The organism is Sphingobium sp. KCTC 72723 (assembly GCF_014280435.1).
Lineage (GTDB): Bacteria > Pseudomonadota > Alphaproteobacteria > Sphingomonadales > Sphingomonadaceae > Sphingobium.
Genome location: NZ_CP060388.1, coordinates 1,267,191 through 1,285,379, shown reverse-complemented (window position 1 = coordinate 1,285,379; position 18,189 = coordinate 1,267,191). Strand labels below are relative to the sequence as shown.

Annotated in this window: 19 protein-coding genes and 2 tRNA genes; 15 read left to right on the top strand and 6 right to left on the bottom strand. The window is 64.0% G+C overall.

Features of this window, described 5'->3' with window-relative positions; translation table 11 throughout:
• Window position 1 precedes the first annotated feature (1 nt).
• Both SPBM01_RS06360 and SPBM01_RS06355 read left to right on the top strand, forming a co-directional pair.
• Window positions 2–78: transfer RNA gene (locus SPBM01_RS06360), tRNA-Asp, on the top strand.
• Between the two features lie 86 nt (window positions 79–164).
• Window positions 165–241, top strand: a tRNA-Asp gene (locus SPBM01_RS06355).
• Between the two features lie 77 nt (window positions 242–318).
• Here the strand turns inward: SPBM01_RS06355 and aqpZ are convergent.
• From aqpZ to SPBM01_RS06330, 5 genes are all read right to left on the bottom strand, one after another.
• Window positions 319–1,050: an aquaporin Z gene (aqpZ, locus tag SPBM01_RS06350; RefSeq protein ID WP_188064510.1), complete on the bottom strand. Its 732-nt coding sequence runs from the start codon at window positions 1,048–1,050 to the stop codon at window positions 319–321.
• A 262-nt stretch (window positions 1,051–1,312) separates the two neighbouring features.
• Window positions 1,313–1,555, bottom strand: coding sequence for a DUF2842 domain-containing protein (locus tag SPBM01_RS06345; protein WP_188064509.1), 243 nt, complete (start codon window positions 1,553–1,555; stop codon window positions 1,313–1,315).
• Window positions 1,552–2,133 carry a 5-formyltetrahydrofolate cyclo-ligase gene (locus SPBM01_RS06340; RefSeq protein WP_188064508.1) on the bottom strand — a complete coding sequence of 194 codons (582 nt, stop codon included), beginning with the start codon at window positions 2,131–2,133 and terminating at the stop codon, window positions 1,552–1,554. The genes SPBM01_RS06345 and SPBM01_RS06340 overlap by 4 nt, the downstream gene beginning before the upstream one ends.
• Before the next feature lie 294 nt (window positions 2,134–2,427).
• Window positions 2,428–2,763: a cell division protein ZapA gene (locus tag SPBM01_RS06335; RefSeq protein ID WP_188064507.1), complete on the bottom strand. Its 336-nt coding sequence runs from the start codon at window positions 2,761–2,763 to the stop codon at window positions 2,428–2,430.
• On the bottom strand, window positions 2,756–2,953 hold the full coding sequence (locus SPBM01_RS06330; RefSeq protein ID WP_262504344.1) for a hypothetical protein: 198 nt from the start codon (window positions 2,951–2,953) through the stop codon (window positions 2,756–2,758). The genes SPBM01_RS06335 and SPBM01_RS06330 overlap by 8 nt, the downstream gene beginning before the upstream one ends.
• Window positions 2,954–3,173: 220 nt before the next feature.
• Here SPBM01_RS06330 and tkt point away from each other — a divergent pair, with 220 nt between their 5' ends.
• The 7 genes from tkt to SPBM01_RS06295 all read left to right on the top strand — a co-directional run bounded on the left by tkt (window position 3,174) and on the right by SPBM01_RS06295 (window position 11,408).
• Complete coding sequence (gene tkt, locus SPBM01_RS06325; protein WP_188064506.1) at window positions 3,174–5,141, top strand: transketolase; 1,968 nt, start codon at window positions 3,174–3,176, stop codon at window positions 5,139–5,141.
• Window positions 5,142–5,172: 31 nt separating this feature from the next.
• Entirely contained in the window at window positions 5,173–6,183 is a 1,011-nt protein-coding gene (gap, locus tag SPBM01_RS06320; RefSeq protein ID WP_188064505.1) for a type I glyceraldehyde-3-phosphate dehydrogenase, read from the top strand.
• Between the two features lie 146 nt (window positions 6,184–6,329).
• Window positions 6,330–7,532, top strand: coding sequence for a phosphoglycerate kinase (locus SPBM01_RS06315; RefSeq protein WP_188064504.1), 1,203 nt, complete (start codon window positions 6,330–6,332; stop codon window positions 7,530–7,532).
• Between the two features lie 313 nt (window positions 7,533–7,845).
• On the top strand, window positions 7,846–8,751 hold the full coding sequence (locus tag SPBM01_RS06310; protein WP_188064503.1) for a fructose bisphosphate aldolase: 906 nt from the start codon (window positions 7,846–7,848) through the stop codon (window positions 8,749–8,751).
• Window positions 8,752–8,825: 74 nt separating this feature from the next.
• On the top strand, window positions 8,826–9,542 hold the full coding sequence (gene thiE, locus SPBM01_RS06305; protein WP_188064502.1) for a thiamine phosphate synthase: 717 nt from the start codon (window positions 8,826–8,828) through the stop codon (window positions 9,540–9,542).
• Window positions 9,539–10,165 carry a glutathione S-transferase family protein gene (locus SPBM01_RS06300; protein ID WP_188064501.1) on the top strand — a complete coding sequence of 209 codons (627 nt, stop codon included), beginning with the start codon at window positions 9,539–9,541 and terminating at the stop codon, window positions 10,163–10,165. The genes thiE and SPBM01_RS06300 overlap by 4 nt, the downstream gene beginning before the upstream one ends.
• Window positions 10,152–11,408: a M24 family metallopeptidase gene (locus SPBM01_RS06295; RefSeq protein WP_188064500.1), complete on the top strand. Its 1,257-nt coding sequence runs from the start codon at window positions 10,152–10,154 to the stop codon at window positions 11,406–11,408. Before SPBM01_RS06300 ends, SPBM01_RS06295 begins: the two co-directional genes overlap by 14 nt.
• Here SPBM01_RS06295 and sppA read toward each other — a convergent pair.
• A complete protein-coding gene (gene sppA / locus SPBM01_RS06290) occupies window positions 11,405–13,288 on the bottom strand; it encodes a signal peptide peptidase SppA (RefSeq protein WP_188064499.1) in 1,884 nt (627 codons plus the stop codon). The genes SPBM01_RS06295 and sppA overlap by 4 nt on opposite strands.
• Window positions 13,289–13,442: 154 nt before the next feature.
• Between sppA and gpmA the strand changes: the two genes are divergently transcribed.
• From gpmA to SPBM01_RS06260, 6 genes are all read left to right on the top strand, one after another.
• Entirely contained in the window at window positions 13,443–14,129 is a 687-nt protein-coding gene (gpmA, locus tag SPBM01_RS06285) for a 2,3-diphosphoglycerate-dependent phosphoglycerate mutase (protein WP_188064498.1), read from the top strand.
• Between the two features lie 111 nt (window positions 14,130–14,240).
• A complete protein-coding gene (purE, locus tag SPBM01_RS06280) occupies window positions 14,241–14,729 on the top strand; it encodes a 5-(carboxyamino)imidazole ribonucleotide mutase (protein ID WP_188064497.1) in 489 nt (162 codons plus the stop codon).
• Window positions 14,730–14,737: 8 nt separating this feature from the next.
• Complete coding sequence (locus SPBM01_RS06275) at window positions 14,738–15,808, top strand: 5-(carboxyamino)imidazole ribonucleotide synthase (RefSeq protein WP_188064496.1); 1,071 nt, start codon at window positions 14,738–14,740, stop codon at window positions 15,806–15,808.
• Entirely contained in the window at window positions 15,805–16,317 is a 513-nt protein-coding gene (locus tag SPBM01_RS06270; RefSeq protein WP_188064495.1) for a dihydrofolate reductase, read from the top strand. Before SPBM01_RS06275 ends, SPBM01_RS06270 begins: the two co-directional genes overlap by 4 nt.
• 28 nt (window positions 16,318–16,345) lie before the next feature.
• A complete protein-coding gene (locus tag SPBM01_RS06265) occupies window positions 16,346–17,167 on the top strand; it encodes an alpha/beta fold hydrolase (RefSeq protein ID WP_188064494.1) in 822 nt (273 codons plus the stop codon).
• 58 nt (window positions 17,168–17,225) lie between these two features.
• Window positions 17,226–18,155: a bifunctional riboflavin kinase/FAD synthetase gene (locus SPBM01_RS06260; RefSeq protein ID WP_188064493.1), complete on the top strand. Its 930-nt coding sequence runs from the start codon at window positions 17,226–17,228 to the stop codon at window positions 18,153–18,155.
• Window positions 18,156–18,189 lie beyond the last annotated feature (34 nt).

The following is an 18,189-nucleotide window of genomic DNA, read 5'->3' as shown; positions in this document are numbered from 1 at the left end:
CGCGGGTGTAGCTCAGTTGGTTAGAGTGCCGGCCTGTCACGCCGGAGGTCGCGGGTTCGAGCCCCGTCACTCGCGCCACTTTCTGTATGGGAAGTGGATCGGTTCATTCAGACATGCATCGTCTGGTGGTCCCCAAAAAGGACTGCGAACAGGTGCCGCCCTGCGCGGGTGTAGCTCAGTTGGTTAGAGTGCCGGCCTGTCACGCCGGAGGTCGCGGGTTCGAGCCCCGTCACTCGCGCCACTTCTTATAGGGGAAGTGGCGCAAACCGCGCAAAATATCGGACCGACACGATTGGCATCGGCCCGAAATCCGAACTCCTAGAGATGATCCCCGACGATGGCCGGGGCCAGCGGTTCCTGGGCAAGCCAGCGATAAGTGCCGCCTGCGACCAGCGCGCCAATCATCGGTGCCAGCCAGAACAGCCATAATTGCTGAAACGCTACTCCACCGACCAGCAGCGCCGGGCCAGTGCTGCGTGCCGGATTGACCGATGTGTTGGTGACCGGAATGCTGATCAGATGGATGAGCGTCAGTGCCAGCCCGATCGCGATCGGGGCGAAGCCTGCGGGCGCGCGGCTGTCGGTCGATCCCAGGATGACCATCAGGAAGCCGAAGGTCAGCACCATCTCTATCAGCAGTCCGGCTGACAGGGAGTAGCCGCCGGGCGATTGGGCGTCATAGCCGTTCACCGCCAGCCCGTTGCCCATCAGTTCGTATCCCGGCTGGCCGCTTGCAATATAGAGCAGCACTGCCGCCGCGATCACTGCGCCGACAAGCTGCGCAACGATATAGGGGGCGATGTCGCGCACGGGAAAGCGTCCCCCAGCCCATAGCCCCACGGTCACTGCCGGATTGAGATGGCAACCCGAAATATGACCGACCGAATAGGCCATGGTGAGGACAGTCAATCCAAAGGCCAGGCTAACGCCCAGCAGGCCTATCCCCACGTCTGGAAAACCCGCCGCCAGGACCGCACTGCCGCATCCGCCCAATACCAGCCAGAATGTGCCGAATGTTTCGGCGAAGAGTCGCTTGCTCAATGGAACCATCGCTTCCTCCTGTAAGAGATTGCCCGCGCCACCGGCGTGCATGATCGCCGGTGCAGGGTGGCACCGCCCGGCAAAGTCAGGAAAAGAAGCGACAGGGGCTTGGCCGCACCCCAATGGGCGCGCCGTGACAATGGTGATGGCCCGCACATGAACATGGCTCGCCTCCCGTCGCAGGCAGACCGTAGCCCATTTGAGACGGGCATTATCCGTTACGGTCGCTCAACGTTTCAGGAATAACCCGGAACGGCGCGCCTGTCACCGCTTATCCGCGGCGCCAACGCCCGGTTTCCATCCAGGCGAGCAGCCGCCGCAGCGGCAGCACCCAGATCCACACAATGCCCAGCACGACATAGACCGGCGTTTGCGCCCAGACCGGCAGGGTGCCGATCAGGCCAGACAGGCTGGCCACCATGACCGCCCACAGCGCGATCAGCGCCATGATGGCCAGCATCCCCACAGGCTTGCGCCAGCTGGGTTGATGATAATGGCGCGGGTCGATGCTCATGCCTGCTCTCCTTCGATCAGTTCGACTTCGGTCAGGACCATGTGCAGCGGCAAGTCCCACGGGTCGGCAGGCACATCGTCCAGTTCCTGCACCGACCAGGCGACGCCGATACGCACTGCGTCGGGGAAGCGGGCGAAGGCGCGGTCATAATAGCCGCCGCCCTGACCCAGCCGGTTCATCGCCCGGTCGAACCCGACCAGCGGGGCAATGATGACGTCGGGCGCGACGGGGCCGTCGCCGGTTTCTGGATGGCTGGTGCGGAACGGGCCGGGGATCAGCGGCGCGTCGGGCGTCCAGGGCAGGAAATCCATCGACCCAAGCCGGTCCAGCACGCGGGGCAGGGCGACGGTCTTGCCCTGCGTGATCAGGAAGGCGGCCAGCCGTTGCGCGGGGGCTTCATCGTCCAGCCCCATGTAAAGCGTCACAATGTGCGCGTCGGCGATGCGCCGGGCGAGGGGGGAGGGGAGAACCTTGAACGCCAGCCGATGGGCCAGCGGGTCGAGCGTGGCGACAAAGGCGCTGCGGCGATCGCGTGCGAGGGTGCGCAGGCTGGTCTTGTTGGAAAAATCGCTGTTCACGAAGCGCCTGCCAAATCCACGATTGTGCTCCCGCGTAGGCGGGAGTCCAGTCCCGCGGTTTGAACTGGGCTCCCGCCTGCGCGGGAGCACGATGCTCTGTGTTTGTGTTTCATTGAGCGGAAAGGTGACGGGACCGCCTTGGCCGTGTGCTGGAATATCCTCTGACGCCTCAACGTCAGGTGGGGACCATGTAGAACGGACCGGAACCCGCCCAGGGACAGCCCCCTTGGATGTGATTATCGCCTCAGGGATGTTCGCTAAAGCTCGTACCAGGCAGAACCCGTCGATGCCAATCTAGGCGTCCGCAGTCCGGGCGGCAAGCCTCTCGTGCAGCTTTTCTATGCGGGCCGCCAGCGCCTCTATCGCTTGCGCTGCGCTGTCGTCCTGCGTTTCGAGCATCAGCCGTTCCTGACGGCCCGCCATCTCGCGCCGCAGGTCGCTCAGTTCATCGGCCAGAAACAGCGCCGCAAACAGCAGGCTGCGCACTTCGGTCAGGCCCGGCGTCATCTGTTGCGCGGCGCGGGCCTTTTCCTCGATCAGGCTGGCGAGATGGGCCATATGGGCTTCTTCGCCGTCGCGGCAGCGCAGGTCATAATGGCGGCTGGCGATGGTCAGGGTGATGTCAGCCATGCGTTTGCCCTTTCAGGTCCGCAATCAGATCATCAAGCGAGCGCAACGCAGCGTGCGCGGCGGGGACGTCGATGTCCGAATGGTTGGAAGGGTGGGCGGCGGCCGCCACAAGATCGGCCGCTTCCTGTTCGAGCCGACTGACCGCACGTTCCAACGTGCCGATCGCCCGCATCATGCGCTCGCTTGCCATTGTCAGGGCATAGCGGGATTTCAACCGGGGCAAAAGCAGTCTTTACGCCCCGTAATGCGTCGATTGCGTGCCGGGGGCCATGACATGCGGTTGACGCATCGGGATTGACGCGACAAAGGAAGCGCGACTTCGACTCGCCTGCTCTGGATGCGGGCGGCTTGCCGCTTCATGTTTCGGTGCCTTGTTCCGGCACCAAATTCAGGAAAGACGCCCGCCCATAATGACCGTTTCCGATATGTCGCTCGCCAACGCCATCCGGGCGCTTTCCATGGACGCGGTGCAGGCCGCCAATAGCGGCCATCCGGGGATGCCGATGGGCATGGCGGACGTTGCGACCGTGTTGTTCGGCGATTATCTGAAATTCGATCCCACCCAGCCCAAATGGGCCGACCGCGACCGTTTCGTCCTGTCGGCGGGCCATGGGTCGATGCTGATCTACAGCCTGCTGCACCTGACCGGCTATGCGCGCCCCACGATCGAGGATATTGCCAGTTTCCGCCAGTTGCACAGCCCGTGCGCTGGCCATCCTGAGAATTTCGAGCTGGCGGGCGTGGAAGCGACCACTGGCCCGCTGGGTTCGGGCCTGGCCACCGCCGTTGGCATGGCGATTGCCGAGCGGCATCTGAACGCGCAGTTCGGCGACGATCTGGTCGATCACCGGACCTGGGTGATTGCCGGTGACGGCTGCCTGATGGAAGGCATCAACCATGAGGCGATCGGCCTGGCCGGTCACCTGAACCTTGGCCGCCTGATCGTGCTGTGGGACGATAACAAAATCACTATCGACGGCGCGGTCGACCTGTCGAGCAGCGAAGATGTGCGCGCGCGCTATGTCGCGACTGGCTGGCATGTGGTGTCGTGCGATGGCCATGACGTCGCCGATGTGCGCCGCGCACTGGCCGAAGCCGTTGCCGATCCGCGCCCCTCGCTCGTCGCCTGCGCCACCAAGATCGGCTATGGCTCGCCCAACAAGGCTGGCACGTCGGGCGTGCATGGTTCGGCGCTGGGTGAAGCCGAAGTCGCCGCCGCGCGCGAATTTCTGGGCTGGACCGCCGAACCGTTCGTCATTCCCGCCGATATTGCGGCGGCATGGAAGGCTATCGGCGCGAAGGGGGCTGACGTTCGCACTGCGTGGGAAGCGCGCCTTGCAGGCAACGCCAATGCGGCTGAATTTATCCGTCGCATGGCAGGCGAACTGCCTGCCGACTTCTCGCTGGAAACCTATATCGACAGCCTGATCGCTGCGCCGCAGAAGGTTGCGACGCGCAAGGCGAGCGAGCTGACGCTGGGCGCGATCAACGACCTGCTGCCTGAAACGCTGGGTGGTTCGGCCGATCTGACCGGGTCCAACAATACCAAGACCAAGTCGACTGGGCCGCTGACGAAGGACGATTATTCGGGTCGTTACGTCTATTATGGCATCCGCGAATTCGGCATGGCCTGCGCGATGAACGGTATGGCGCTGCATGGCGGGGTCATCCCCTATGGCGGCACATTCCTGGTCTTTTCCGACTATATGCGTGGCGGCATCCGTCTGGCGGCGCTCCAGCAGCAGCGCGTCATCCATGTGCTGACCCATGACAGCATCGGCCTTGGCGAAGATGGGCCGACCCATCAGCCGATCGAGCATGTCATGTCGATGCGGATGATTCCGAACCTGGACGTCTATCGCCCGGCCGACATCGTCGAAACGGCGGAATGTTGGGAACTGGCGCTGAAGGATGCGACCGGCCCGTCGGTGCTGGCGCTCACCCGCCAGAACCTGCCGCAACTCCGCACTGAAAAGAGCGAAAATCTGTCGGCCAAGGGTGCCTATCGCCTGCGCGCCGCGACGGCCGATCGCAAGGTCGTGCTGATCGCCACGGGGTCCGAAGTCGAGATTGCGGTCGATACCGCCAAGGCGCTGGAAGCACAGGGCATCGGCGCGGACGTGGTGTCGATGCCAAGCTGGGCGCATTTCGAGGCACAGCCCAAATCCTACAAGGACGACCTGTTGCCGCACCATGTGCTGCGCGTGTCGATCGAGGCGGGGACGACCTTTGGCTGGGAACGCCATACCGGCATTGCGGGCCTGCGCTTTGGCATCGACAGCTTCGGCGCGTCGGCCCCGGCGGAAGCGCTGTATGACCATTTCGGCCTGACCGCCGCGAAAATCGCGCCGCAGATTGTGGCTGCGCTCAACAACTGATCTAAAACAACACCTTAAGGAGGCTAGTGCAGTGGCAACGAAGGTAGCAATTAACGGTTTCGGACGTATCGGCCGCCTGGTGGCGCGCGCCATCCTGTCGCGCACCGACCATGACCTGGAACTGGTCAGCATCAACGACCTGGGCGACGTCAAGTCCAACGCCCTGCTGTTCAAGCGCGACTCCGTGCATGGCAACTGGAAGGGCGACGTCAGCGTCGATGGCGATTTCCTGGTCGTCGATGGCACGCGCATCGCCGTGACCGCCGAGCGTGATCCCGCCAAGCTGCCCCACGCGGCGCAGGGCGTGGACATCGCGCTGGAATGCACCGGCATCTTCACCACCAAGGACAAGGCGAGCGCGCATCTGACCGCTGGCGCCAAGCGCGTCATCATCTCCGCGCCCGGCACCAATGTCGACCGCACCGTCGTGTTCGGCGTCAACCATGACGCGCTGACCGCCGACGACATCGTCATTTCGAACGCCAGCTGCACCACCAACTGCCTGGCTCCGCTCGCCAAGGTGCTGAACGATGCGATCGGCATCGAAAGCGGCTTCATGACGACGATCCACAGCTATACCAACGACCAGAACACGCTGGATCAGTTGCACAGCGACATGCGCCGCGCCCGCGCCGCCGCCCTTTCGCAGATCCCGACATCGACCGGCGCTGCCCGCGCGGTGGGCGAAGTTCTGCCCGAATTGAAGGGCAAGCTGGACGGTTCGTCGATCCGCGTGCCGACCCCCAATGTCTCGGTCGTGGACCTCAAGTTCATTCCGAGCCGCCCAACGACCAAGGATGAAGTCAACGCCCTGCTCAAGGCGGCTTCGGAAGCTGGCCCGCTCAAGGGCGTGCTGGGCTATTCCGACGAGCCGCTGGTGTCGATCGACTATAATGGCGATCCGCGCAGCTCGACCGTCGATAGCCTGGAAACAGCCGTGGTCGATGGCAAGCTGGTCCGTGTGCTGAGCTGGTACGACAATGAATGGGGTTTTTCGAACCGCATGATCGACACCGCCGGCGTAGTGGCGAAGTTCCTGTAACACAAAGGTTGAAGGGCAGGCGAAAGTCTGCCCTTTCTCGTCATCCCAGCGAAAGCTGGGATCTCGCTTTCTTCCTCCAGCCGGGAAGGGAAGAGAGATCCCAGCCTTCGCTGGGATGACGTCTGTTAGGATCAGGGGAGACATATATGACCAAGCCGTTCAAGACGCTCGACGATATGGGCGACATCACGGGCAAGGCCGTGCTTGTCCGCGAAGACCTCAACGTACCGATGCAGGACGGTTCGGTCAGTGACGATACCCGCTTGCGTTCGGCGATGCCCACGGTGCTGGAACTGGCCGATCGCGGTGCCAAGGTGTTGATCCTGGCGCATTTCGGCCGCCCCAAGGGGCAGAAGAACCCGGAATTTTCGCTGTCGAAGATCACGCGCCCGCTATCCCAGGTGCTGGGTCGCGAAGTGCAGTTCATCCCTGACTGTCAGGGTGAGGCGGCCGTCGATGGCATCGCAGTGATGCGTCCCGGCGACATTGCGATCCTTGAAAATACGCGCTTTCACGCGGGCGAGGAAAAAAATGATCCCGCGCTGGTGGAAGCGATGGCGGCGATTGCCGACCTGTATGTGAACGACGCTTTTTCCGCCGCGCACCGCGCCCATGCGTCGACCGAAGGGCTGGCGCACAAGCTGCCCGCCTTTGCCGGTCGGGCGATGGAACGGGAACTGGATGCGTTGCAGGCTGCGCTCGGCACCCCGGTCAAGCCCGTCGCGGCGGTCGTGGGCGGCGCAAAGGTTTCGACCAAGCTGGACGTTCTCAACAATCTGGTGACGCAGGTCGATCACTTGATCATCGGCGGTGGTATGGCCAACACGTTCCTGCACGCACGCGGTGTCGATGTCGGCAAGTCGCTGTGCGAGAAGGATCTGGCAGACACCGCCGAAGCGATCTTCGACAAGGCCGAAGCGGCAGGCTGCACCATTCACCTGCCTTACGATGTCGCGGTGGCCAAGGAATTTGCCGCCAATCCGGCCAGCCTGCGCACCTGCAACGTGCATGAAGTGGCCGCCGACGAAATGATATTGGACGTTGGCCCTGCCGCAGTCGAAGCGCTGGGCGACGTGCTGAAAAACTGCCGGACCTTGGTGTGGAACGGTCCGCTGGGCGCGTTCGAGATTGCGCCGTTCGACGCGGCGACCGTGGCGCTGGCGCGCACGGCGGCGGCGCTGACCAAGGAAGGGCAACTCGTTTCCGTGGCGGGTGGCGGCGATACCGTCGCAGCGCTCAACCATGCAGGCGCAGCGGCCGACTTCACCTTCGTTTCGACGGCGGGTGGCGCGTTTCTGGAATGGATGGAAGGCAAGGAATTGCCGGGCGTCAAGGCGCTGTTCGTCTGAACGGCCCCTCGTGAGGGACAAGGGGCGTAGCCGCAAGGCTGCGCCCTTTTTTGTTGGCTGGCGGAGAGGCGTTCGATGAGGAGCGTCCCCTGTCCTTTGCCAGCCGATCATCCATGATAAGCGGCCCTTTTCAGGACGCCGACGGCCATATTGCAGGTGCGTTGTTTCTTGCGATGCGGCATGGGACTGGCTAACAGCCTGAGAAAGCGTTCGCTGTTGGGGAGCGTTTGGGACGTGGCGGGCGATGGAGCGCCTGCGCCATGGCATATCAATGCCGCCGGCAAGGTGGCGAACCAAGAGAAAGTATGTGCAGATGCTGGATCAGACCATGAAGCAGAAGATTGCCGACGGCGAAGGCTTTATCGCCGCGCTGGACCAGAGCGGCGGTTCGACCCCTAAGGCCTTGAAGGGTTATGGCGTGGAGGAAAGCGCCTGGACCAGTGACGAGGAAATGTTCGGCCTGATCCACGCGATGCGCAGCCGCATCATCACGTCGCCTGTATTCACCGGCGACAAGGTGCTGGGCGCGATCCTGTTCGAGCGCACGATGGACGGCACGGTCGATGGCAAGCCCACCCCGCAGGCGTTGATCGAAAAGGGCGTCGTTCCCTTCATCAAGATCGACAAGGGTCTGGAAGACGAAGTCAATGGCGTTCAGGTGATGAAGCCCAACCCCGACCTCGACGTCTTGTTGCACCGTGCCAAGGCGCTGGGCGTGTTCGGCACCAAGGAACGGTCGGTCATCAACCTGGCCAACCGCGAAGGCATTGCCGCTGTCGTCAAGCAGCAGTTCGAAATTGGCCATCAGGTACTTGCCGCCGGTCTGATGCCGATCATCGAACCCGAAGTGAATATCAAGTCGCCCGAACGCGCTGAAGCCGACCAGATCCTGCTGGAAGAACTGGTCAAGGCGCTCGATGCCCTGCCGCAGGGCGTGCAGGTGATGCTCAAGCTGTCGCTGCCGACCAAGGCGGGTCTGTTCGATCCGCTGGTCGATCATCCAGGCGTATTGCGCGTCGTCGCGCTGTCGGGTGGCTTTGCCCGTCCCGAAGCGTGCGTGGAACTGGCCAAGAATCGCGGCATCATCGCCAGCTTCAGCCGCGCGCTGCTCAACGACCTGCGCCACCCGATGAGCGACGATGAATTCAACGCATCGCTGGGCGAAGCAATCGACGAAATCCACGGCGCATCGGTGGCGAAAACGCCGGTCGCGGCCTGATATACTGGCCGGGCGGGCGGTAAGTCCGCCCGGCACCTCTTCCCCGGTCCCCCGCGATGCGTTAAGCGCGGGGCATGACCGATTTTACCGATGAAGAACTCGCGCTCGATCCGCATTTTGCCGATCAGTTTGCCCAGGGCTTTCGCCCCGCCTGCCAGCTTTACCTGATTTCGCCTCCCGCGATCGACGCGGGGTTCGTGGATATGCTCGCCGCTGCACTGGATGGCGGCGATGTGGCTGCGTTCCAGTTGCGATTGAAGGGGCTGGACGAGGACGCGATTGCCGCACTGGCCGCGCCGCTTCAGATCCTATGCGCGGAACGGGAAGTCGCGTTCATCATCAATGACAGCGTCGCGCTGGCGCAGCGTCTGGGTGCCGATGGCGTGCATCTGGGGCAGGGTGATGGCGATGCGCGGGAAGCACGCAAGATATTGGGTCCGAAGGTGCAGATCGGCGTCACCTGCCATGACAGTCGCCACCTGGCGATGGAAGCGGGAGAGGCTGGGGCCGACTATGTCGCGTTCGGCGCGTTTTTCCCGACCACCACCAAGGAAATATTCCATCATCCCGATCCTTCGATCCTGGGGTGGTGGACGACCTTGTTTGAATTGCCCTGTGTCGCGATCGGCGGGGTTACGGCGGATAATGCCGCGCCGCTGGTGGCGGCTGGTGCGGATTTCCTGGCGGTCAGCAGCGCGGTGTGGAATCATGCCAGCGGGCCGGGCGCGGGTGTCGCGGCCTTTGCCGAAGTGCTGCAACAGGCCCGCAACGGAGCGCCGGAACCGCGATGACCATCACTGTCCATCATCTGGAAAACAGCCGGTCGCAAAGGATATTGTGGCTGCTGGAGGAACTGGGCGAGGGCTATGAAGTCCGCACCTACAAGCGCCATCCCAAGACGATGCGTGCGCCGCGCGAATTGCGTGCGGTGCATCCGCTGGGCCGGTCGCCGGTGGTGGAAGTGGACGGACATCGACTGATCGAAACGGGCGCGATCATGGACTATCTGGTCGTGCGCGCCGGAGGGCGGTTCGGGTCGCCGGCGGACATGGACGGTGCGATCCGGTATCGCCAGTTCCTCCATTATGCCGAAGGGTCGATGATGCCGCCGCTGCTGGCGTTGTTGATCATCGGTAAGCTGGGCCTGCTGGGGCGCCCCGCGCGGCCAACGGTGCAGCGGATGCTGAACGATCATCTCGACTGGCTGGAAACGGAATTGGCCGGGCGGCGCTATTTCGCGGGCGATATTTTCACCGCTGCAGACATGATGATGAGCTTTCCGCTGGAAGCGTCGCGGGCGCGGGGCGGGTTGAATGAGAGTCGCCCCAACATCATCCGCTGGCTGGCGGAAATGCACGCGCGCCCGGCCTATCAGGCCGCATTGATCGCCGGTGGTCCCTATGCTTACGCCTGACCGGCGCGCGGTTCTTGGGCTGGCTGCCGGGCTGGCCGCTGGGGCGGTCAGTCCGCGCCTGTTTGCGCAGGAGCGCGCGGGGGAAGCGCTTGCTTCCATCACCGGCGGCGTGGTGCCGATCGGCAAGGGTGAACGGGCCAATCGCCTTGTCCGCGCACAGGCGATGATGCAGGCGCAGGGCATCGACGCGCTGCTGATCGAGCCGGGGGCGAGCCTTGTCTATTATAGCGGCGTGCGCTGGTGGCGCAGCGAGCGGTTGACGGCGGCGGTGATCCCGGCGCGGGGTATGCCGCTGATCGTCTGCCCCTTTTTCGAGCGGCCCTCGATCGCCGAATCGCTGGGCATCGCGGCGGAGGTTCGGGTGTGGCAGGAACATGAAAGCCCCCATGCCGTCATTGCCGCCTTCCTGACCGAGAAGGGGCTGGCAAAGGGACGAATCGGCATCGAGGAAACGGTACGCTATTTCGCGGTCGATGGCATCCAGGCCGCGCTGCCACAGGCGACTTTGGTTCCCGACAGCGTGACCCGCGCGCTGCGGATGCGCAAGAGCGCGGCGGAAATCGCGCTGATGCAGACGGCGGCCGATGTGACGATGGCAGCCTATCGCTGGACCTATCCCCAGATAAAGGCGGGGATGACGCCCGGCGACATTGGCGCGCTGATGACTGCCGCGACCAGCGCGCTGGGTGGCAAGACTGAATTCAACCTGATCCTGCTGGGCGAAGCGGCAGCCTATCCCCACGGGTCGGGCAAGCCGCAGGCGGTGCGCGCGGGCGAAGTCGTGCTGATGGATTGCGGTTGCACGGTGGAGGATTATCAGTCCGACATCAGCCGCACGTTCGTGCATGGCGCAACCCCCAGCGCGCAGCAACGGCGGGTCTGGAACGATGTGGCGGACGGGCAGAAAATCGCGTTCGCCGCCGCGCGACCGGGGGTGGCCGCCGGGTCGGTGGATGATGCGGTGCGGGCGCATTATGAAAAGCGCGGCTATGGCCCCGGCTATGCGTTGCCCGGCCTGTCGCACCGCACCGGCCATGGCATCGGCATGGAGGGGCATGAGCCAGTCAATCTGGTCCATGGCGAAACCACGGCGCTGGACGTTGGCATGTGCTTTTCCAATGAGCCGGGCCTGTATCTGCCCGGCGTCATGGGTGTGCGGATGGAGGATTGCTTCCACATGACGGCGCATGGGCCGCAATGGTTTTCCAAACCGCCAGTGTCGATCGAGGCACCGATCGGTTAGGACCAGGCGCGCGCCATCATCGCCAGCAATCCTTGCGTGTCCTGCGCAGCTTGCGCCCGTGGCGCGCCATAGCCGCGACATTCCAGGCAGTCGGCGCGCACGCCGCCACCCATGACCAGCGCTTTTAAGTCCGCGACCGCCTGCATCGCCCAGGCGCGCTGGACCCATGCCTGCCGCGCCAGCATGTCGCGTGGCGCACCTGCGTCATCCTGATTGCGCTGCGCCATCGCTTCGATCCATTCGGCCCATTTGTCGGGCGTCTTTTCGATGCGATAGGGGCGAGCGGTGGCCGGGTCGATCTTCGCCCGGCGAGCGGCTTCGGCGATCGCGTCCTCCAGCCCGCCGAAACGGTCGACCAGACCGATCTGGCGTGCGTTGCCGCCGTCCCATACGCGGCCCTGCGCGATGGCGTCGATCTGCTGTGGCGATTTGCGCCGGGCTGTGGCGACCAGTCCGACAAAGCGGCGATAAATATCCTCGACCCCCATTTGCATGATCTGGTCGAACTCCGCCGTGGTGCCGCCTGCCACATCGGGCTGACCCGACAGGGGCGTGGTGCGCACGCCATCGGTGGTGACGCCGATCTTGGCCAGCGTGCCTTCGAAGCTGGGGATGATGCCGAACACGCCGATCGACCCGGTGATGGTATCAGGTTCGGCAAAGATCATGTCGGCGGGGGTCGACACCCAATAGCCGCCACTGGCCGCGACATTGCCCATGGACACGACCACCGGCAGGCCGTCCGCCTTCGCCTTCAAAATGGCGCTGCGGATTTTTTCCGACGCCATGACGGATCCGCCGGGCGAATCGACGCGCACGACCAGCGCCTTCAAATCCTTTTCATCCAGCGCGGTCAGCAGCAGGTCCGAAATCGTGTCGCCCGCCGCCGTGCCGGGATCAGCTTCGCCATCGACAATGTCGCCTGCTACGGTCAGCACGCCGATCTGCCCGTCATTGGCGGGGCGACGCGCCTTTACATAGGCGGCAAAGTCGATCTTCGCGAAGTCCCCGGCCTTGTCGCCTGACGCTTCCCCCGCGACCTGCGCGACGCGCGCGCCGAATGCTGACAGGTCGCCGAGTTTGTCGACCAGCCCCGCGTCAAGCGCCGCTTTGGCCATATTACCACTGGCGGCACGGGCGGCGGCTACCGGATCGCGCGCATAGGCGGCAATCTTCGCCTTGGGCCGGGCCTTGGCGACGTCATCCTGCCAATTCTGCCACAGCGTGTCGGCCAGCGCCTGATTGGCCTGTTTCGCTTCGGGCGACTGGTCGGCGCGTATGAAAGGTTCGACGAAGCTCTTGTAGGTGCCGACGCGATAGACATGGGTGTTGACGCCCAGCTTTTCGATCAGCCCCTTATAATAAAGGTTCGATCCGCCCCGGCCCATGATCGCGACACCGCCCAGCGGATCGCTCCACGCTTCGCTGGCATGGGCGGCAAGCTGATAGCTGTCGTCATTATAGAGGGTGGCATAGGCCAGCACTGGCTTTTTTGCCGCGCGCACCGCGTCCAGCGACTTGCCCACCCGTGCGATCGCCACCTGACCACCGCCGATGAACTCGTCCAGGTTCAGCACTACGGCCTTCACCTTGGCGTCGTCCCTGGCCGCGTCCAGCGCGGTCACGATGTCGGACAGCCGATATTCCTTCGTCTGCGGGGCGGAGCCGGACAGGAGGGAGAATGTATCGACCTCGGCCGGTTGTTCGACGATGCTGCCATCCAGGTCCAGCAGCAGCGCGCCCGACGCGATGCTGGCGGCGGGCTTGGGCGAAAAGGAGAGGGCAGCGTAGAGCGCGCCGAAGAAGAGGAGCAGGAACAGCAGCACCAGCCCGTCCTTGATCGCGACCAATATGCGCCACGCGCCCTTCACAAATGCCAATGTGCGTTCCTTCGCTGCTGTCCATGCGGGCTATCGCATTGGGGGACCGACTGCAATGTGGGGGATGCCCAGGCGGCTGCAACCTTGCGCGCATGATTTTGGTCGTTATGGGATGCAGCCATCATTTGCCGCTATCGTGCAGGAGACGCGCCCTATGCCTACTCTCGTCCTTATCCGCCATGGCCAGTCGACATGGAATCTGGAAAACCGCTTCACCGGATGGTGGGATGTGGACGTGACCGAAAAGGGCGTGGGCGAAGCGCGCGCGGCCGGGCAATTGATGAAGGCCAAGGGGCTGGATTTCGACCAATGCTACACTTCGGTCCAGAGCCGGGCGATCAAGACGCTCAATCTGGCGCTGGAGGAAATGGGGCGGCTGTGGTTGCCGGTCGAAAAGGACTGGCACCTTAACGAGCGCCACTATGGCGGGCTGACGGGTCTGGACAAGGCGGAGACGGCGGCCAAGCATGGCGATGCGCAGGTCAAGGTGTGGCGGCGCAGCTTCGACATTCCGCCGCCGGTGCTGGAAGCGGGCAGCGAATTCGACCTGTCGGCCGACCGCCGTTATGACGGCATTGCCATCCCGTCGACCGAAAGCCTGAAAGACACGATCGCGCGCGTGCTGCCCTATTGGGAAAGCCGCATCGCGCCTGACCTGAAAGCGGGCAAGCGCGTGCTGATTTCCGCCCATGGCAATTCGCTGCGTGCGCTGGTGAAGCATCTGTCGAACATTCCCGACGACGAAATCACCGAACTGGAAATCCCGACCGGCCAGCCGATCGTCTATGAACTGGCCGACGATCTGAGCGCGATCGAGCGCTATTATCTGTCGGAACGGTAACCGCGATCACTCAAATGCTATGAATCATTGCCCCTTAACGGCGCTGCCGCTAAGGGGCTTTGCTTTCCGGGCGGCGTCGTTGTGACCGCGCGATGAGGGGAAGCGTTGGGCATGAGCGGGGCAATCGAGGTTGGCATCATCATGGGGTCGCGGTCCGACTGGGACACGATGCGCCACGCCGCCGAAACGCTCGAAGCATTGGGCGTGGCCCATGAATGCAAAGTGGTGTCGGCCCACCGCACGCCTCAGCGGCTCTATGATTATGCGACCGGCGCGGTCGGGCGCGGCCTGAAAGTCATTATCGCGGGCGCAGGCGGGGCGGCCCATCTGCCGGGCATGTGCGCGTCGATGACGCGGCTGCCCGTGCTGGGCGTGCCGGTCGAATCGAAGGCATTGAAGGGCATGGATTCGCTGCTGTCCATCGTCCAGATGCCCGGCGGTATTCCCGTCGCCACGCTGGCGATCGGCAAGCCCGGCGCGATCAATGCCGGGCTGCTCGCTGCATCCATATTGGCGATCAACGATGGCGCGCTGGCCGGGCGTCTGGACGCATGGCGTAGCAAGCAGACCGACGCCGTCGCCGAAACCGTCGAGGACTGATCGCGCCCATGACGACGATCGCGCCCGGTTCGACCATCGGCATTCTTGGCGGCGGCCAGCTTGGCCGGATGATTGCGTTGGCCGCTGCGCAACTGGGCTATCGCACCGTCATCTATGCGCCGGAGGAGAGCGGCCCGGCGGCGGATATATGCGCGGGCTGGACACGGGGCGAATATGCCGACGCGGATGCGCTGGCTGCGTTCGCGCAGGGCGTGGATGTCGTCACTTACGAATTTGAGAATATCGACCCGGCGGCGGTTGAAATGCTGGCGGCAAAGACGCTGGTGCGCCCCGGTGCGCAGGCGTTGCGCGTGGCGCAGGACAGGCTGGCGGAAAAGCGGTTCGTCTGTGATTTGGGTGGCCTGACCGCGCCCTTCGCCCCGGTCGAAAATCTGGACGATCTGGAAAGCGCGATCGAGCAGGTGGGCAGCCGCGCGATCCTGAAAACCAACCGCATGGGCTATGACGGCAAGGGTCAGGCGCGGCTCAACGAGCCGGGCGATGCCGTCGGCGCATGGAACGCCATCGGACGCCAAAGCGCGATTCTGGAAGGCTTTGTCACCTTTGCCGAGGAATTTTCGGTCATATTGGTGCGTGGCGCGGACGGGCAGGTGCGCTTTTGGGACAGCGCCGCCAACGTTCATGTCAACGGCATCCTCAGCACGTCGACTACGCCTGCCGGGCCGCTGATCGAGGGACAGGTGCCCGCCGCCCGCGCGCTGGCGCAAAAAATTGCCGACGCGCTCGATTATGTGGGCGTGCTGACCTGCGAATTTTTCGCCAGTGCCGATGGCCCGGTGTTCAACGAAATGGCGCCGCGCGTCCATAATAGCGGCCATGGGACGATCGAGGGTGCGCTCACCAGCCAGTTCGAAAATCATGTCCGCGCGGTGTGTGGCCTGCCCCTTGGCGATACCGGGCTGGCGGCGCGCGGGGTGGAGATGCGCAACCTGATCGGCGACGACGCGCATGATTGGCTGGCCATCCTGTCCGACCCGGCCAGTCATCTGCACCTCTATGGCAAGCATGAAGCGCGGCCCGGTCGCAAGATGGGGCATGTCACGCGGCTGACGCTATGAGCGAGATCGTGCTGGTCCTCGCCCGCGCCGACAATGGCGTGATCGGTCGGGACGGCGACCTGCCCTGGCGACTGCCCGCCGACCTCAAGCATTTCAAGGCGCTGACGCTGGGCCATCCCATGATCATGGGGCGCAAGACGTTCGACAGCCTGCCCGGCCTGTTGCCCGGCCGCCGCCATATCGTGTTGACCCGCGACCGTGTGTGGCGCGGGCAGGGCGCGGAAGTCGCGCATGATGTAGATGCTGCACTGGCGCTGGCCGACGCACCCACGGTGATGATCATCGGCGGCGCAGAAATATATCGCCTGTTCATGGACCGCGCCGATCGGATCGAATTGACGGAAGTGCATGTAGAGGCGCAGGGCGACGCCGCCATCGCCTATCCCGACCCGGCGCACTGGACCGAAACGGCGCGGCAGGCCCATGGCGCGCAGGACGGGCGGCCCGCCTATAGTTTCGTGTCCCTTCGTCGCATCGCCCCGGAACAGGCCGCCACGCCAAAGGGTTAAGCCAGTCCCCATAGAAGAGGACTGCCCCATGCCCATGTTAGACACCCGCGACGGCGCGCATATCCATTACAAGGTCGCTGGCGAAGGCCCGCCCGCCATCCTGATCCATGGCTGGCCGCTGACCGGCGACATGTGGGAATATCAGGTCGTCGCGCTGGTGGAGGCGGGGCATCAGGTCATCACCTATGACCGGCGCGGCTTTGGCCATAGCAGCCATCCGGCGACCGGCTACACCTATGACATATTCGCCGATGATCTGGCCGACCTGATCGCCCATCTGGGCCTGCCGCGCGTCAGCCTGGTCGGCTTTTCGATGGGCGGGGGCGAGATTGCGCGATACCTGACCCGCCATGGCGCGGCACGCATTGATCGCGCTGTGCTGGTATCGTCGGTCGTGCCTTATCTGCTCAAGACCGATGACAATCCCGATGGCGTGGAGGAGCATGTCTTCGCCGGGATGCAGGAGGATATCCGCAAGGATCGCTTCGATTTTCTCCAGTCATTCGCCAAGGATTTCTACGGCGTCGGCTGGGTCACCAGTCCGGTTAGCAAGGGACTGCTCGACTGGAGTTTCGCGCTGGGCCTGATGGCCAGCCCGATCGCCACGATCGCCTGCGTCGATGCGTTCGGCCGCACCGATTTCCGCCCTGACCTTGCCAGCTTCACCATGCCCACGCTGGTCATTCATGGCAGCGCGGACAAGACGGTGCCGATCGACCCCAGCGGCCGGGCAGCTGCGGCGGGTATCGCGGGCGCACAATGGATCGAATATGACGGCGAACCCCATGGCCTGTTTGCGACTGTGCCGGACCGCTTGAATGGTGACCTGATCGCCTTCCTGCGCGGGTAACGTAAAGAGCCGGGACGCTGCATTGCCCTGACGCGCCATGCCCCCTATAGCGCGGCGCATGGAGCGGCTTTTCAGCAGCGCCCCGGTTCCTGCGCATCTGCGCGGGGCGGTCATGGCGCTTGGCAATTTCGACGGCTTTCATGCGGGCCATCAGGCGGTGGTGGACCGTGCGATAGCGCACGCCCGCGCGCAAGGCCGTCCGGTCATAGTCGCCACGTTCGACCCGCATCCCATGCGCCTGTTCCGCCCCGACACGCCGCCCTTTCGCCTGACGACGCTGGACCAACGGCAGGCGTTATTTGCCGCGGCGGGTGCCGACGCGATGCTGGTGTTTGCCTTCACGCCTGAACTCGCGGCGCTCGACGCGGCCGGATTTGTTGCGCTGCTGCGCGATGATATGGGCGTCGCCATGGTCGTGACGGGCGAAGATTTCACTTTTGGCAAGGGGCGCAGCGGCACGGTGGACACGCTGCGCGCGCTGGGCATGGCGGCGCAGGCCGTGCCGCCGGTATGCGATGAAAGCGGGCAGGGCATTTCATCCAGCCGCATTCGCGACGCGCTCAAGGCCGGGGATTGCGCCACCGCGACCCGGCTGCTCACCCGGCCTTTCGCGATTGCGGGCGTGGTGCAGCATGGCGACAAGCTGGGCCGCACCATCGGCTTTCCCACGGCCAATATCGACATGGGCAGCTATCTGCGGCCTGCCTATGGCATTTATGCGGTGCGCGGGATTTTGCCCGACGGGCGGGTGCTGGACGGCGCGGCGAACCTTGGCATCCGCCCCAGTTTCGATCCGCCAAAGGAATTGATGGAGCCGCATTTCTTTGATTTCGCCGAAAGCCTGTATGACCAGCAGATCGCGGTGCAGATGATCGCCTATCTGCGGCCCGAAGCGAAATATGACGGCCTCGACCCGCTGATGGCGCAGATCGCGCGGGACTGTGACGATGCGCGGCAAATCCTTGCGGGAACGCCCTACCTCGCCTAATGGCCGGACATATTTTCTCACCCGTTCGGGCTGA

Coding starts and splice junctions, on each gene's coding strand:
- SPBM01_RS06335 (WP_188064507.1), bottom strand. CDS start 2,763: ATGGCTGACATCACCCTGACCATCGCCAGCCGCCATTATGACCTGCGC.
- SPBM01_RS06265 (WP_188064494.1), top strand. CDS start 16,346: ATGCCCATGTTAGACACCCGCGACGGCGCGCATATCCATTACAAGGTC.
- purE (WP_188064497.1), top strand. CDS start 14,241: ATGAGCGGGGCAATCGAGGTTGGCATCATCATGGGGTCGCGGTCCGAC.
- SPBM01_RS06315 (WP_188064504.1), top strand. CDS start 6,330: ATGACCAAGCCGTTCAAGACGCTCGACGATATGGGCGACATCACGGGC.
- SPBM01_RS06260 (WP_188064493.1), top strand. CDS start 17,226: ATGGAGCGGCTTTTCAGCAGCGCCCCGGTTCCTGCGCATCTGCGCGGG.
- gpmA (WP_188064498.1), top strand. CDS start 13,443: ATGCCTACTCTCGTCCTTATCCGCCATGGCCAGTCGACATGGAATCTG.
- SPBM01_RS06295 (WP_188064500.1), top strand. CDS start 10,152: ATGCTTACGCCTGACCGGCGCGCGGTTCTTGGGCTGGCTGCCGGGCTG.
- SPBM01_RS06345 (WP_188064509.1), bottom strand. CDS start 1,555: ATGAGCATCGACCCGCGCCATTATCATCAACCCAGCTGGCGCAAGCCT.
- SPBM01_RS06275 (WP_188064496.1), top strand. CDS start 14,738: ATGACGACGATCGCGCCCGGTTCGACCATCGGCATTCTTGGCGGCGGC.
- aqpZ (WP_188064510.1), bottom strand. CDS start 1,050: ATGGTTCCATTGAGCAAGCGACTCTTCGCCGAAACATTCGGCACATTC.
- SPBM01_RS06300 (WP_188064501.1), top strand. CDS start 9,539: ATGACCATCACTGTCCATCATCTGGAAAACAGCCGGTCGCAAAGGATA.
- SPBM01_RS06270 (WP_188064495.1), top strand. CDS start 15,805: ATGAGCGAGATCGTGCTGGTCCTCGCCCGCGCCGACAATGGCGTGATC.
- SPBM01_RS06330 (WP_262504344.1), bottom strand. CDS start 2,953: ATGGCAAGCGAGCGCATGATGCGGGCGATCGGCACGTTGGAACGTGCG.
- SPBM01_RS06310 (WP_188064503.1), top strand. CDS start 7,846: ATGCTGGATCAGACCATGAAGCAGAAGATTGCCGACGGCGAAGGCTTT.
- thiE (WP_188064502.1), top strand. CDS start 8,826: ATGACCGATTTTACCGATGAAGAACTCGCGCTCGATCCGCATTTTGCC.
- tkt (WP_188064506.1), top strand. CDS start 3,174: ATGACCGTTTCCGATATGTCGCTCGCCAACGCCATCCGGGCGCTTTCC.